Source organism: Mycobacterium sp., from assembly GCF_049278535.1.
Taxonomy (GTDB): domain Bacteria; phylum Actinomycetota; class Actinomycetes; order Mycobacteriales; family Mycobacteriaceae; genus Mycobacterium.
The window spans coordinates 1-13,138 of record NZ_JBAPMI010000334.1 but is presented as its reverse complement, the minus strand read 5'-3'; the positions used below and the strand labels follow the sequence as shown (position 1 = coordinate 13,138).

Sequence of the window (13,138 nt, the reverse complement as noted above, 5' to 3'; positions counted from 1 at the left end):
GTCCTAAGACGCCCGATCACTAGCGCACACCGTGTGGACACATGACCACGAAATCAGCCAGCTGACGTGCACCGTTGCGATCGGGGTGGACGGGGCGACACAGCACAGCACACCTGGTTTCACACTGGCAGTGTGGGGGTCAGGGGTTCGAGTCCCCTTAGCTCCACTTTTTCGACACCTAAGTGTCCTTAACCCCTGTGGTTCCTGCAGAGATGCTTGCTTAAACTGCGACGGTTTTTCAACAGTGCTGCCCACATCGCGGCGGAGCCGCATCGGTGAGCGCATCGGCAATCGAGTGCGGAGATTCGCCAAACAGACGCTCTCTTAATAGCGCAAACAGACGAGCGTGCGATGGCCTCGCTCAGCGATCGTTTTCCCATGCGACAACAAAAGGTAGGCAACCGCGCCAAGCGGACAGCGAAGCCATCAGATTCTTTCGACTATGGAGACGAAAAGTCGACGGGACTCACCGTGGCGGTGACCGGACCAACAGGCGAGATTGGGATCTCGGCGGTGACAGCCTTGGAACAACATCCCGCCGTGGAACGGATCATCGGGATGGCCCGGAGGCCGTTCGATCCTGCCACGCACGGGTGGAAAAAGACGACGTACCAGCAGGGCGACATCATGGACCGAGGAGCCGTTGACGCGTTGGTCGCCGAGGCCGACGTCCTCATCCACCTCGCATTCATCGTCCTGGGATCTCGCGCGGAAAGTGAACGCGTCAACGTTGAAGGGACACGCATTGTCTTCGAGGCCGCCGTTGCTGCCGAGCGGGTCAAGCGGCTGGTCTATACGTCCTCGGCCGCGGCCTACGGCTACTACTCCGACAACCCGCATCCGATCACCGAAGACGTTCCGCCCCGCGGATCACCCGAGCACGATTACTCCGCGCAGAAGGCCGCCTGCGAAGCCGCGCTCGCCGAAATCACCGATGGCTCATCGCTGGAAGTCTTCTTGCTTCGTCCGTGCATCGTCGCCGGACCGAAGGCCACCGCACTTGCCGACGCGATGCCGTGGAATTGCTTTCCCTCTGCAATACGGTCGGTCACACGCGCGATACCGCTGCTGAAATTGCCCTTCCCCGACCCCGGGCACCCGCTTCAACTCGTTCATCATGACGATGTCGCTGCTGCCATCGGGTTGGCGGCGACGACTGCGGCTCCGGCGGGGGCCTACAACATCGCCGGGGACAGCGAGACATCGCTGTCGAAGATCGCGGCGACGCTGGGCGGACGCCCCGTACGGGTGCCCGCCGCGACCGCCACCATCGCATCGGCGGTGGTGGCCCGACTTCCGTTCCTGCCCGCCGAAGCTGGCATTGTCCACGTGGCTAGGACATCTGTCGTGATGGACACCGGCAGAGCCAAGGCCCTCCTCGGCTGGGCTCCCAAGTACAACGCCGCACAAACCCTGGAGGCGTTGGCCGGGGCGGTCTAAGTGCGGTCAGACGCCTCGGCTCGTTTCAGGCGTCTCGTCGACGACATCGGCCAGGGTGAGTGCGACCCGCAGCTCTAGAGTGCGCTTGTCTACTGACCGACCCAACAGTTCCTCGGCTTGCCGGAGCCGATAAGCGACGGTGTTCTCGTGGATGCTGAGTCGTTTGGCGGTTCGGCCGCGGCTACCGTTCTCGTCGAGATACGTGCGTACCGTGGCCGCGAGCCGGCGTGTGGTGTCGTCCTTCGATGCCAATGCGCCCAGCTCGCGTGCAACGAAGTCGCGGGCCTGATCGATGTTTACGGTGGCCAGTGCACGCAGAGAGATGGCGCTGTAGCGGGTGATGCTGCCTTCCTGGCTGCCTGCCTGCCGCGCGATCCGCTGTGCTTCGAGTGCCTCGACATGGCTGGCACGAAATCCCGCGATGTCGGGCGCCGGTTCGCCGATAGCCACGCGGACGCCCGGTGCCGTCGCTGTCTTGAACCGCAGCTCGTCCAGAACTCTGGAGGGCACCGGGCTGCTGGTGCTAATCCATGCGGCCACCGAGAGTGTGCCGAGAGGTTGAATGAGAGGTCGTTGGGTGCCGATCGCCGCCGCGACGTCGCGGATGGCGGCTTCAAGAAGGTCAAGGGTGTTGCGGCCCTCTTCGTGAGCGTCCAGCCAAGCGATTGCGGCGACGTGCACCCGGCGCAGGTCGTGACGCAGCCGCCGGCCGGCGACGTCGATGTCGATCGGTTGCCCGGACAGGATGGTGCTGATCGCCTCCGCCTGGCTGGCGGCCGCGCTGCGGATCCACCGCTCACGCTCGGTGACGTATACGTCCTCGACCAGACACAGCGCTGTGTCGACGTAGGCGAATAGCCACGCTGAACAGAGGTCGGTCGCTGAGGTCAGTTCTTCGGCATCCGCCGCGTGCTTTGCCAGGATCGCCCTGAGGAGTGGAGACGTCGCGGCGTGGCCAAGACGGTAGCTACGCATCAACGTGGTCAGCAGCACGCCGTGTTGGGCGCCATCGCGGGCGTAGTCCAGGGTCGCGGACGGGAGTTTTACCGCCTCCACAGGATCGGCACCAGACCGCAGTATCTCCGCGAAGTCGCGGACGCTCGCCTCCGTGCTAGCCCGGTTGGCTTCCAGCGCCTGAGCATTATCGAACAGATCAGGCAGCCGCTCTTTCGTGTAGAGCGTGACCGCATCGGAGATCTCGCGGGCACGTTCTGTGAGTTCAACGGCCGCCTTCTGCACGACCGTCGACCACAGTGCTCGTTCACTTTCGCCCTGAGCACCCACCCAGGCCGGCTCCATGTGTTTCACGCTATCGCCGCACGTCGAGAAGGTGTGGATATTCGACAATGGCGGCAGCCATTGTTGGCGCACGCAGACGAGCGGTTGATGGCCGCGGGGAACGACCATCAATGCATGCGACAACTTACAAGCCTCGATGCCCAGTTCCTGGCCATGGAAAACGGCCGCACCCAAGGTCACGTGAGCGTCTTGGGGGTGTTCGACGCCGAAACCGCGTCCGGGCGCCCGCTTGATGCGGCGCTGGTTCGGGAGCTGGTGACGGCGCGCATGCACCTGTTGCCGACGTTCCGTTGGCGACTGGCCTCTGTCCCGTTCGGCCTCGACCACCCGTACTGGGTCGACGATGGCACGTTCGATGTCGAGTACCACGTTCAGGACGCCGCGCTGCCCGCTCCAGGCACCCAGCGGCAGCTGGCCGACCTGGTAGCTCATCTGATCGGACGGCAGTTGGATCGCGCCCGCCCGCTGTGGGAGCTCTACGTCATCCAGGGTCTGGAGGACGGCTCGGTGGCGGTGCTGACCAAGATGCATCACGCTGCCGTTGACGGAGTCTCCGGCGCCGAGGTGTTAAGCGTGCTGCTCGACGACACAGCGACCGGTCGCGACCTCGACGCCGCACCCGCGGTAGTGGCGGAGCGGTTCCCGTCCGAAATGGAGATGCTGGGCCGCGGCCTCGTCGGGATGTGGCGCCAGCCGCTGCGCGCGTTGAAGGCCGCGCCGACCACACTGCCGCACCTGGATGACGTGGCGACGCTCCGCCACGTGCCGGGGGTGAAGGCGATCGCCCGGAGCAGTCGACTGGTCAAGCGGGCCCTGCCAATACGACTCGCCGGACCTGCGCTACAAGGAAACAGCCTCGTCGCCCCACAGACTCGATTTCAGACGCGAATATCGGCACACCGCCGGGTCGCGTTCGAGTCGATGTCGCTCGACGACGTGAAGATGATCAAGACCACCTTCGGGTGCACGGTCAACGACGTGGTCCTGGCCATCTGCACAGCGGGGCTGCGCTCATGGCTGGACGAGCGCGGCGAACTTCCGACCGAATCGCTGCTGGGCTTCATTCCGGTGTCGGTCCGAACACCCGAACAGATCGGGACCTTCGGGAACCGGGTCTCGGTGATGATCACTGAGCTTCCGTCCGAGACGGCCGACCCGGTGCAGCGTCTACGCCGAATCAACGCGTCGATGAAATCGGCGAAGGATCGCCACAAGGCGCTGCCGGCATCACTGATGCAAGATGCCAATCACTTCATCCCCCCGGCTCTGCTGGCTCAGGCGGGCCGGGCGACGTCTCGTTTGGCCGGCATCCGCGGCATCAATCAGCCTGTCAACGTAGCTATCTCGAACGTTCCGGGTTCCCCTACGCCGTTGTATCTCGGCGGTGCACGCCAGCGTTCGCAGTTCCCGATTTCCGGGGTGCTTGACGGGATAGGTCTGAACATCACTGTGTTCAGCTACCAAGATTCCCTGGAGTTCGGGATTGTTGTCGATCGCGAGCAGCTCGACGACCCGTGGCCCCTGCTCGACGCCCTGCGGGCTGGACTGGACGAGCTTCGCGACCTCGCCCAAAAGCACTCGTCTGTAATTCACTTGGCCAAGAAGAAAGCAACACGATGACCGAACGCATTCACAGCGGCGGCAGCATGGACGATTACCCGCTGACCCTGACGAGCATCATCGAGCGCGCCGAGCGCTTTCACGATCGAGAGGTGATGTCCCGCCGCCCATCTGGAGCGATAGTTCGCACCACCCTGGGCGCCTGCGCCCGTCGGGCCCGGCAGCTTGCCTGGGCGCTGGCCGAACTCGGTGTTCGCGACGGAGACCCCGTTGCCACCCTGCTGTGGAACCAGAGCGAGCACCTCGAACTGTACTTCGCGGTACCCGCGATGGGTGCCGTCATCCACACGCTCAACCCGCGCCTGTTTCCTGAGGAACTCGCCTATATTGTCGAGGACGCGCACGACAAGGTGATCGTCGTCGACGAGTCACTTCTGGAGGTCTTCGAAACCTTCTGTACTGCAGGTGATTTCACACACACTATCGTCGTCACTCACGAAAGCGCGGCGCCGGCCGGAACGCTCGACTATGAGTCGCTCGTCGCGGGCGGTGAATCGCTCGAGTGGCCCGAGCTCGACGAACGTTGCGCGGCGGCGATGTGTTACACCTCGGGCACGACCGGCCGGCCTAAGGGCGTCGTCTACTCGCACCGCGCCCTGGTGCTGCACTCGATGGTGGCGGCCTTGCCCGATCAGCTGTCCGTATCGGCAAGGGACACAATCCTTCCCGTCGTGCCGATGTTTCACGCGAACGCGTGGGGACTGCCCTTCGCCGCGGCACTCGCCGGCGCGGCTCTGGTCTTGCCGGGTCCGCGCCTGGACGCCGAGAGCGTACTCGACCTGTGCGCCTCCGAACGCGTCACGATGGCAGCGGGCGTACCAACCGTGTGGATGGCCATGCTGGCATCGCTCGACGCCGAGCCCAGTCGGTGGGACTTGTCGGCCCTGGACCGGTTGGTCGTCGGCGGGGCGGCCGTGCCGCGCTCGATGTTCGAGGGGTTCGACCGGTACGGCCTCACCGTCGTCCAGGCCTGGGGTATGACCGAGACTGCCCCGCTGGGCTCAGTCTGTCGGCTGCCGGCCAGCCTGGACGAGAGCGACGCCGACGAGCAGTACGCCTACCGCGGCCGCCAGGGCGTCGCCAGCCCGTTGTTCGAAATACGCGCGCGGGATGACGAAGGGCAGTTCATCGCCTGGGACGACGCCGCCACGGGCGAGCTCGAAGTCCGCGGGCCGTGGGTCGCAGCCAGCTACCACGGAGGCCGGGGCGCCGACAGCTTCACTGCCGACGGCTGGTTCAAGACCGGAGACGTGGTCCGCATCGATGCGCGCGGCTGCATCCGGATCTGCGACCGCTCAAAGGATCTGGTGAAGTCCGGAGGCGAGTGGATCTCCTCAGTTGACCTGGAGAACCACCTCATGGCCCATCCCGCCGTCGCGCAGGCCGCCGTCATCGCCGTACCCGACGACCGATGGGGCGAGCGCCCACTCGCGGTCGTGTCACTGCGCGACGGCGCTGACGCGTCACCAGACGAGCTGCGGAAGCACCTTGCGCAGGAATTCGCCAAGTGGCAACTGCCGGATCGCTTCGAATTCGTGGCGACCATCCCTTGCGCGGCCACCGGCAAGTTCAAGAAGACAGCGCTGCGCGACCAGTTCGCGTCAGCCTGACCCATCCATCCAAGAAGTCGAACAACAACCCACAGTGAGGAACCAAAAAATGAGCCGCTTCGACATCACCCAGACCAACCGCGCCGTCGAGCGATTGATCGAGACGACAGATAACAAGCGCCACCTCTACCTCTTGCATGCCTACAACAGACACCGCTACCTGGAGATGGCCGGCCGGTGGGAAGAGATCTTCGCGCCAGACATGACGGTCGAAAAGCCGGTCTATCACTTCAACATGCTCGGCAAGATGATCACGCTTGACGGAGCCGAAGCCGTTCAAGCGGTGTACAACGAGTGGACCCGCACAGATCAGTGCATCTTCTATACCGACGACGAGAAGCTCGCGGTCAGCGACCACATGATCGTCTCGACGTCGACGATGTACCAGCAGACTCTCGGGAGCGTTCTCGCTGCCGAGGGTGCCCCGGTCGATCCCGACGCGATGTACTTGGTGAGATCCGCCGAGCACATGATCTGGCCCTACGACGACAAAGGCCGTTTGATCGGCGAGGACGTTTGGGAGTACGACGAGTCGGTCCGCGACATCATTTCGCTTGACCCGGCCGACGTGCTGACCGCCGAGCAGTCGGGCAAGTTGCTCGCTCCGCTCATCAAGCCACTCCCGACATACAACCCGTTCACCGCCTGAGTTCAACACGTCTGAACGGAGCAAGGCCGGGGGCTGACGCGCGAGCGGTCAGCCCTCGGTCAACACCGCCGAGACCCACCGGACAAACTATGAAGAGGTTGTAGTGGACCCCGATCCACGCCAAGTGATCTGCCCGCGAAGTAACGCCCCGCGGCATCAGTGACCTGTTCATTGGTGAGGCCTTGGCGGCGGATGGTGATGCCCTGCTCGCGCAGGATGGTGGTGAGGCGGGTCTTGGAGATGCCGCAGCGATTGCCGACCTGTTGGGTGACCATCAGATGGATGCACCAGATCATCACCGATATCTTCATGGTCTCGTCTTGTCACCGGGCGCTGGCTAGCGGTGCGGCGTTGGGACGGTTACAGGCCCGCACGACCCGTGGCCTGGTTTTTCGGTCGGTCGCCTCGCGGATGTAGTCCCCGATCTGGCGCAGCGACCGGGTGGCCTCCGGCACCATCGGCGCGGCGATCTGGAACACGTGCATCTGGCCGGGCCACACCCGGAGTTGGACCGGTACTCCCGCCGCGGCCAGCCGCCGCGCGGCGAGCCGGGCGTCGTGCAGCAGGACCTCGGAACCGGATACATGGATCAATGTGCTTGGCAGACCGGCCTCGATGTGGTCGAGCGGTTCGTAGATCTCCTCCGGGAGCCCGTCTACGATGTGACGCCGGGCCGCGCTGGTAATCAGCTCGGCGAATGCGTCAAACGCCTTGGCCGGAAACATCGCATCGGTGCAGATGTTGGGGTGTGTCTGCTTGGGGCTTTTGGCGATCTGCATCAGCGGGGACATGCAGACGAGGGCCGCAGGTTCCTCGTTTTCGTCGAGCAGTCGTTCGGCCAGTGCGATTGACAGGTAGCCTCCGGCGGAGTCGCCGGCAAGGACGATCTGCTCGGGCTCGTAACCCCGGCCACGCAGCCACCGGTAGCCGTCATAGCAATCGTCGATCGCCTCGCCGATAGAATGCTCGGGTGCCATCCGGTACTGCATCACGAGCACGGGGGTATCGGCGTATTTCGACAACTTGGTGACGAGCCGGTCATGGGTATTCGCGCCACAAGTCAGGAAGGCGCCGCCGTGCATGTACATCACCACGCGCCGGGTGCCGTCGGCAGCCAGCACGCCGGCGGCACGGACCAATCGTGCAGTACAGAGCGGCAACCGAATCGTGGTGCGAACGCTGCCAGGTGCGGGCTTCACGGCCCCGGTGGCGAAGTCGAGGAGGCCCCATGGCCACGGCATATTGGGCAGGTAGCTACCGATTGTCAGGGCTGGCCGGATGGTAAGTCGAGCGGCGAGCCAGGCGAGCCGACCAGCGATGCTCGCATCACCCTCCACGGTTTCCCGAACCATCCTTGAGTCTCGCCGGTCGAACACGACGACCGATGTTCCCCGGCGAGCCGGGACGGCATCAATCGAATCCGAACCCACTGAGTCGGCGGGGCAGACCCTCGCCGGACCGCTAACCTGTGACGGCCTGTTCGCGACGTTCATTGTCGACCTCCAGCAACGGATGACAGCGCCATACCGAATATCGCTCACTGACGACTATTCCATACTATACGTATGTCTGACAACGATTTCGGTAACTTGCAGTCTCAGCCAAGGGATGCGCGGACAGGCGCACGGCCGTCTGGTCGGCCCGGCCAAAGCCAAGGAGCTGTACTACTTCTCCGAACGTCTGAGCGCGACGCAAGCCGAAGCTGTCGGGATAGAGAACCTCAACCGGGCCGTGCATGGCCGCCTCGAGGAGTGCATGGACCGCGAGGGTAACCCATCACGTGCATACCGGCCTCACGGCCGACCATCATGCGGCCCTGGCGTTCGTCGAGACCGGGAGCCGCGGTTCCAGGGCCGGTGACTTAACCCCTCGGGTCCTCGTCGCTGTGCACGGCGGGGTGGTAGTCCCTCAAACCCTCTAAGGGATAAGGCGATTCCGCTCAGGCTGCATATAAGTCTTTGCGTTGCAACAAAACCGGCTAGCGCCATGGTCATCTCCAGCTCAACATCACTGAATGAACTTTGGCGAGCGAGCCCATAGCCTGCGCTTTGATATGCATATCGGGCGCGTAGAAGGTTCCTATGTAGTGATCACATTCGAAATCAAGCCGGATCACGGATCCGTCGATGCGGCGAATATGCCCGGTTCGACCGAACATCACCATGCGCCGCGGTGGGGAAATACGGATGTCATCGATCGTGCGTCCAGGGCTGCGCCAGCCCGTAGCCGTCGATGTGCGGCGAACAACAGCGCGAACGGGTCGCACCATTGCGGTATGCCGCCGATCAGATGCAGGCCGGTCATCAGAATCATCGATGCGGTGGCGACTGGCTGAGACTTGAAGTACCGGCGGGCTGCGTTGGTCAGTTGCTCCTCATCGGTGGCGGCAAAGTCGTAGGCTGCCACCCCAGCAGCTAGCGCCAGCCAGGCTCGATCGGAGTTACGCATTCGCTTTTGCACTCCCTTCATGTCTAAGAAGACGGTGCCCCGGGCGCAGAAGTTCAGGCGCTGGCTTGGTTAGTCCCTGATAGCGATTGGATGGCAACGCGTCCTCGCGGGCCGACCCCTTTGCAGCCACTCGGCGCAAGCGCGGCGGCGGTCATCGTGTCGGTCGTCTGTCATCGACAAGCCCCGACTGGACGGCACGCCAACCTCACGCTCGTGGGTGGCCCGGATGACGAATCGGCTGAGCCCGCAACCGGTGCCGGGCAAGAGCGTCTCGTATGCAGGCTCGTGACGACCGCCGACGTTCGGGAGGGGTAGGTAGCCGCTCTTGACGCCGTCAAGACCCGAGAACGAAACCGCGGGTAACGAGCGGGACTGAGTCGGAACGGGGCGGAATGAAACTGCAGTTAGGGCTGCATTTTCCCTGGTTGAGGTAGGGGTTCGAGTCCCCTTAGCTCCACTAACAATATGTAGGTTATGGCACGAAAAGTATCCGCCGCACAAGCTAAGTCAAGACTGCCGTCAAAATCCGCACGGTGCTCTATACGCTCAAGCCGCCGTGGGTGTCAGGCGGTGCTCCTCATCGATCACGACCAAGTCCCAGCCGGCCTTATCCGGTCGGATGGTGTCTTGAACGGCGGGGTTGGTGGCCGCGAGCTCGAGGCTGATGACTCACAGCTCGTTGGTGTTGACGGCGTTCTGGCGGTTGTTTCTGAAGTCATGTGTTTCAGGTCACCGCCCAGCACCCGTGCGAAGTCGTCGACCCACTTCGTGGCCAGGTTGGCGGGGCACACGATGATCGCTCGCCGCAGCAGGCCCAGCCGTTGCATCTCGCGGATGTAAAGGCCCGCCATGATCGTCTTTCCGGTCCCAGGCTCATCGGCCAACAAGAACCGCAACTGTGGTTGGGGAAGCATCGCCCCGTAAACCGCAATCGTCTGGTGGGCGTAGGGCTTCAGGGTGGTGCCATGGCGGAGGATCTAGCTGGGTGGCATCAGCCCTTCCAGGTTCTACCGCTGATCAAGGAAGGCGGCCCTGGGCTCCTGAGGAGTCGCGAGCTGAACCGCCGCTGACAAGCGTGGTGCATCCAGCCCATACGCCGCGCCAAACCGGCGTGGCGTCAAAAACGTTGATATCGGTGAAATGGTCTTAATACCATCAGCGTTAATTATCATCAGTCCGATATTTTGCTGATTTGCCGTCACTGGTACTGGGCTAACGCTAGTCTCCATGCCATTGACCCGAAGGAGGGGCGGTGATAAACGCGATCACTGGGTCACTCCACGCTGGTGTCCAGCTAGCGACACAACCGGCACTAGCACCGGGTGGGCAAGCAGTACAGCAGGCGGATGGCATCGCGACGCGATTCGCGATGACGGAGTCGTGGCTTCCCGCACTGCTGCAGAAGGTCGCCACCCAGCTGCCCGATCGGGCGGCGTACACCTTCATCGACTATGAAGTAGATCCGGCGGGCTTTGCTGAAGGCCTCACCTGGTCGCAGGCCCACCGGCGAGCGGTGAGCGTGGCAGCGGAGCTCAGGAGCTGCGGATCGATCGGTGATCGGGCGGCGATACTGGCCCCTCAGGGGCTGGAATACATTGTTGCCTTTCTGGGGGCGTTACAGGCCGGCTTCATCGCAGTTCCGCTTCCCGCGCCTCAGTTGGGCATTCATGACGAACGAGTTTCATCCGCATTGCGGGATTCCTTACCGACCGTCATTCTTACAACCTCGTCGATCATTGACGACGTCAGAAGATATGCGTCCCTTGAGCGAGCCGCGCCCGGTCGACCTGCACCGGTTGTCGTGGCGGTGGACTTACTAGACCTGGACGCCCCGCGAGAGTTCGATGCGACTCGATATGCGCATCCGGACACGGCATATCTTCAGTACACGTCGGGGGCGACTCGCCAGCCGACTGGCGTTACCGTCTCGCATAAGAATGTCGTCACCAACTGCGGGCAGATGTGGTCCGATTACTTTGAGGATTCAGATTCAGAACAGGTTCCCTCAACTTCGGTGTCGTGGCTGCCGTTCTATCACGACATGGGATTGATGACAGGCATTCTCATGCCGATGATAAATCAAGACACTGCAGTGTTATTTAGTCCGATAGCATTTCTGGAACGGCCAGCCCGATGGATGCAATTGTTGGGCAAATACAGCGGACCCGGTTCTAGCGCACCGAATTTTGGTCTCGAATTGGCAGTGCGGCGAACATCGGATGACGATATGGCCGGGCTTGATCTCGGGCACGTGCGGGCGATCATCACTGGCGCCGAACGTGTAAACGCCGCAACCCTGAAGCGTTTCACCGACCGGTTTGCCCGCTTCAACCTCAGTGAGACGATCATTCGACCGTCATACGGGCTCGCGGAAGCCACCCTGTACGTGGCCAGCGCAAGACCAGGACACGCACCGAGGAGTGTCCGCTTTGACTACCAGCACTTGTCCGCCGGTGAGGCGAAGCGCTGTGACAGTCAAGCGGATGGCGGCGCCGAGCTGGTCAGTTACGGCGCGCCCCGGGCGTCAACAGTGCAGATTGTCGACCCGGTCACCAGGATGCAGAATCCGATGGGAAAGATCGGTGAAATCTGGGTGCATGGGGATAACGTCGCAATGGGCTATTGGCGAAACCCCCAACAAAGCGTGCGGACGTTCGGTGCAAAACTTGTCAGTCCCCCGCCCGGCACACCAGAAGATCCGTGGCTCAGGACCGGAGACCTCGGCGTCTTTTCCGATGGGGAATTGTTCATCGTAGGCCGCATCAAGGATCTGTTGGTCGTCGACGGATCCAATCATTATCCAGACGATGTCGAGGCGACGATTCAGGAAATCACCGGCGGCCGGGTCGTGGCGATAAGTGTGCCGGATGAATACACAGAGCAGCTTGTCGCCATCATCGAACTCAAGAAGCGGGGCCACAGTGACGAGGAAGCGCTGGATAAGCTCCGTGCCGTCAAGCGCGAAGTCAGCACCGCAATAGCGAAGTCGCACCGAGTGCGCATCTCGGATCTTGTTCTGGTGGCGCCGGGCTCGATTCCGATCACCACCAGCGGTAAAGTCCGGCGTTCGGCCTGCGTCGAGCGTTACCTACAGCACCAATTTACGCGCTTAGATGTGCCGGCATGACGGCCCGCATCCGCCCGGAACCCCAACTTCGACATTGGCTGGCCGGCTATCCGGTAACGAAGATCGGCTCGATCTTGATTTGCGGCGACCAAGAAATTGAGATATGACGGAGCGCTTTCTCTCTGATGATAAAATTCGAAAGCTCGATCGCGGCCGTCGGATACTTATAGCAACTAATGGCACCCTCACTCGGATTTTCTGCGTTGTCGCTAACGATGGGATCGTCGTACAGATAATAAACAGGAGATTCACCATCTCGCGCCGAAGATTACCAAGTTGGAACAGTTAGCCAGCGGCCGCGTTCTTGAACGTCGTATCTTACTTAAAGGCCGGAGTTCAGGGAAGCCTTCGTGGTTGCGGAGTCGTGGATTGCCATCGATCGGTTACCGCCGCAATCGTGACAAGCTTGAGGTCGGACGGGGCGGACAAGTCAGCATCGGGGTTGATCTCACTGGCATTACCACCGATGGGGTCGCACCCCTCTAGTTCGCATTGTGTTGATGCACGAGTCACGAAACTCCTTGCACGACAGCGCATCACCTCGCTGCGTGTGCGCCGTTTCTGGGGCGTGTCCCGTTCGCCGTGACTGCCGCGGCCACCGTGGCGGTGGTGACCGCGTGATCGTCACATCGGTTGCTGACATGGGACGGGAATCACCGCAATGTCTCTCGTTCCAAATAGCGTGTCACCGACCCATGCGCCGCTTGCGTGCATGTCTTAAACCGCCACGCAGCTGCGAGCCCGCGTCACCGCCTGCGAGCAGCCATGTCCACTCTCTACGGTGTGCCGTTGACGCCCGGCTGGCCCGGGGGAGTGCCCGAACCGCCGGAGCCGCCGAGGCCACCGAGGCCATTTCCGGCTCCGGGCGCATAGGCATCGCCGCCGGAGCCGCCGTGGCCGCCCGCACCCAAAATGCCGTCGCCGCCGTCGCCGCCGTTGCCGCCG

Annotated in this window: 10 protein-coding genes, 1 pseudogene and 1 riboswitch; of the genes and pseudogenes, 6 read left to right on the top strand and 5 right to left on the bottom strand. The window is 62.7% G+C overall.

Annotation, left to right across the window (positions count from 1 at the left end):
- The first annotated feature begins 471 nt into the window (after positions 1-471).
- Entirely contained in the window at positions 472-1,440 is a 969-nt protein-coding gene (locus tag WAO18_RS21990; RefSeq protein WP_422208348.1) for an NAD-dependent epimerase/dehydratase family protein, read from the top strand.
- A 6-nt stretch (positions 1,441-1,446) separates the two neighbouring features.
- On the opposite strand, the gene WAO18_RS21985 is transcribed toward WAO18_RS21990, so the two are convergent.
- Complete coding sequence (locus WAO18_RS21985) at positions 1,447-2,739, bottom strand: PucR family transcriptional regulator (protein WP_422208346.1); 1,293 nt, start codon at positions 2,737-2,739, stop codon at positions 1,447-1,449.
- A 114-nt stretch (positions 2,740-2,853) separates the two neighbouring features.
- On the opposite strand from WAO18_RS21985, the gene WAO18_RS21980 reads away from it, so the two are divergent.
- Genes WAO18_RS21980 through WAO18_RS21970 form a run of 3 tightly spaced genes read left to right on the top strand, consistent with a single transcriptional unit; the run spans position 2,854 to position 6,618 of the window.
- Positions 2,854-4,359 carry a WS/DGAT/MGAT family O-acyltransferase gene (locus WAO18_RS21980; RefSeq protein WP_422208345.1) on the top strand — a complete coding sequence of 502 codons (1,506 nt, stop codon included), beginning with the start codon at positions 2,854-2,856 and terminating at the stop codon, positions 4,357-4,359.
- Positions 4,356-5,969 carry a long-chain fatty acid--CoA ligase gene (locus WAO18_RS21975; RefSeq protein WP_422208344.1) on the top strand — a complete coding sequence of 538 codons (1,614 nt, stop codon included), beginning with the start codon at positions 4,356-4,358 and terminating at the stop codon, positions 5,967-5,969. Before WAO18_RS21980 ends, WAO18_RS21975 begins: the two co-directional genes overlap by 4 nt.
- Before the next feature lie 49 nt (positions 5,970-6,018).
- Positions 6,019-6,618: a hypothetical protein gene (locus WAO18_RS21970; RefSeq protein ID WP_422208343.1), complete on the top strand. Its 600-nt coding sequence runs from the start codon at positions 6,019-6,021 to the stop codon at positions 6,616-6,618.
- Positions 6,619-6,677: 59 nt separating this feature from the next.
- Here the strand turns inward: WAO18_RS21970 and WAO18_RS21965 are convergent, their stop codons facing one another.
- The 4 genes from WAO18_RS21965 to WAO18_RS21950 all read right to left on the bottom strand — a co-directional run bounded on the left by WAO18_RS21965 (position 6,678) and on the right by WAO18_RS21950 (position 9,980).
- Positions 6,678-6,929 carry a hypothetical protein gene (locus tag WAO18_RS21965; protein ID WP_422208342.1) on the bottom strand — a complete coding sequence of 84 codons (252 nt, stop codon included), beginning with the start codon at positions 6,927-6,929 and terminating at the stop codon, positions 6,678-6,680.
- 12 nt (positions 6,930-6,941) lie between these two features.
- A complete protein-coding gene (locus tag WAO18_RS21960) occupies positions 6,942-8,111 on the bottom strand; it encodes an alpha/beta hydrolase fold domain-containing protein (RefSeq protein WP_422208341.1) in 1,170 nt (389 codons plus the stop codon).
- Positions 8,112-8,775: 664 nt separating this feature from the next.
- Positions 8,776-9,066 (bottom strand): DUF7427 family protein, encoded by a 291-nt coding sequence (locus tag WAO18_RS21955; protein WP_422208340.1) that lies wholly within the window; start codon positions 9,064-9,066, stop codon positions 8,776-8,778.
- A 161-nt stretch (positions 9,067-9,227) separates the two neighbouring features.
- Positions 9,228-9,339, top strand: a riboswitch (SAM riboswitch).
- Between the two features lie 311 nt (positions 9,340-9,650).
- Positions 9,651-9,980 (bottom strand): SNF2-related protein, encoded by a 330-nt coding sequence (locus tag WAO18_RS21950; RefSeq protein WP_422208339.1) that lies wholly within the window; start codon positions 9,978-9,980, stop codon positions 9,651-9,653.
- Between the two features lie 455 nt (positions 9,981-10,435).
- Here WAO18_RS21950 and WAO18_RS21945 point away from each other — a divergent pair, with 455 nt between their 5' ends.
- Positions 10,436-12,193 (top strand): AMP-binding protein, encoded by a 1,758-nt coding sequence (locus WAO18_RS21945; protein ID WP_422208347.1) that lies wholly within the window; start codon positions 10,436-10,438, stop codon positions 12,191-12,193.
- A 103-nt stretch (positions 12,194-12,296) separates the two neighbouring features.
- Positions 12,297-12,582 (top strand): annotated as a pseudogene (locus WAO18_RS21940) (chorismate pyruvate-lyase family protein); the annotation flags it as partial.
- Between the last annotated feature and the right edge of the window lie 556 nt (positions 12,583-13,138).

Excerpts from the sequence above, each read along its gene's own strand:
- WAO18_RS21975 (WP_422208344.1), top strand. The coding sequence starts at position 4,356 with ATGACCGAACGCATTCACAGCGGCGGCAGCATGGACGATTACCCGCTG.
- WAO18_RS21965 (WP_422208342.1), bottom strand. The coding sequence starts at position 6,929 with ATGAAGATATCGGTGATGATCTGGTGCATCCATCTGATGGTCACCCAA.
- WAO18_RS21960 (WP_422208341.1), bottom strand. The coding sequence starts at position 8,111 with ATGAACGTCGCGAACAGGCCGTCACAGGTTAGCGGTCCGGCGAGGGTC.
- WAO18_RS21980 (WP_422208345.1), top strand. The coding sequence starts at position 2,854 with ATGCGACAACTTACAAGCCTCGATGCCCAGTTCCTGGCCATGGAAAAC.
- WAO18_RS21950 (WP_422208339.1), bottom strand. The coding sequence starts at position 9,980 with ATGCTTCCCCAACCACAGTTGCGGTTCTTGTTGGCCGATGAGCCTGGG.
- WAO18_RS21985 (WP_422208346.1), bottom strand. The coding sequence starts at position 2,739 with ATGGAGCCGGCCTGGGTGGGTGCTCAGGGCGAAAGTGAACGAGCACTG.
- WAO18_RS21945 (WP_422208347.1), top strand. The coding sequence starts at position 10,436 with ATGACGGAGTCGTGGCTTCCCGCACTGCTGCAGAAGGTCGCCACCCAG.
- WAO18_RS21970 (WP_422208343.1), top strand. The coding sequence starts at position 6,019 with ATGAGCCGCTTCGACATCACCCAGACCAACCGCGCCGTCGAGCGATTG.
- WAO18_RS21955 (WP_422208340.1), bottom strand. The coding sequence starts at position 9,066 with ATGCGTAACTCCGATCGAGCCTGGCTGGCGCTAGCTGCTGGGGTGGCA.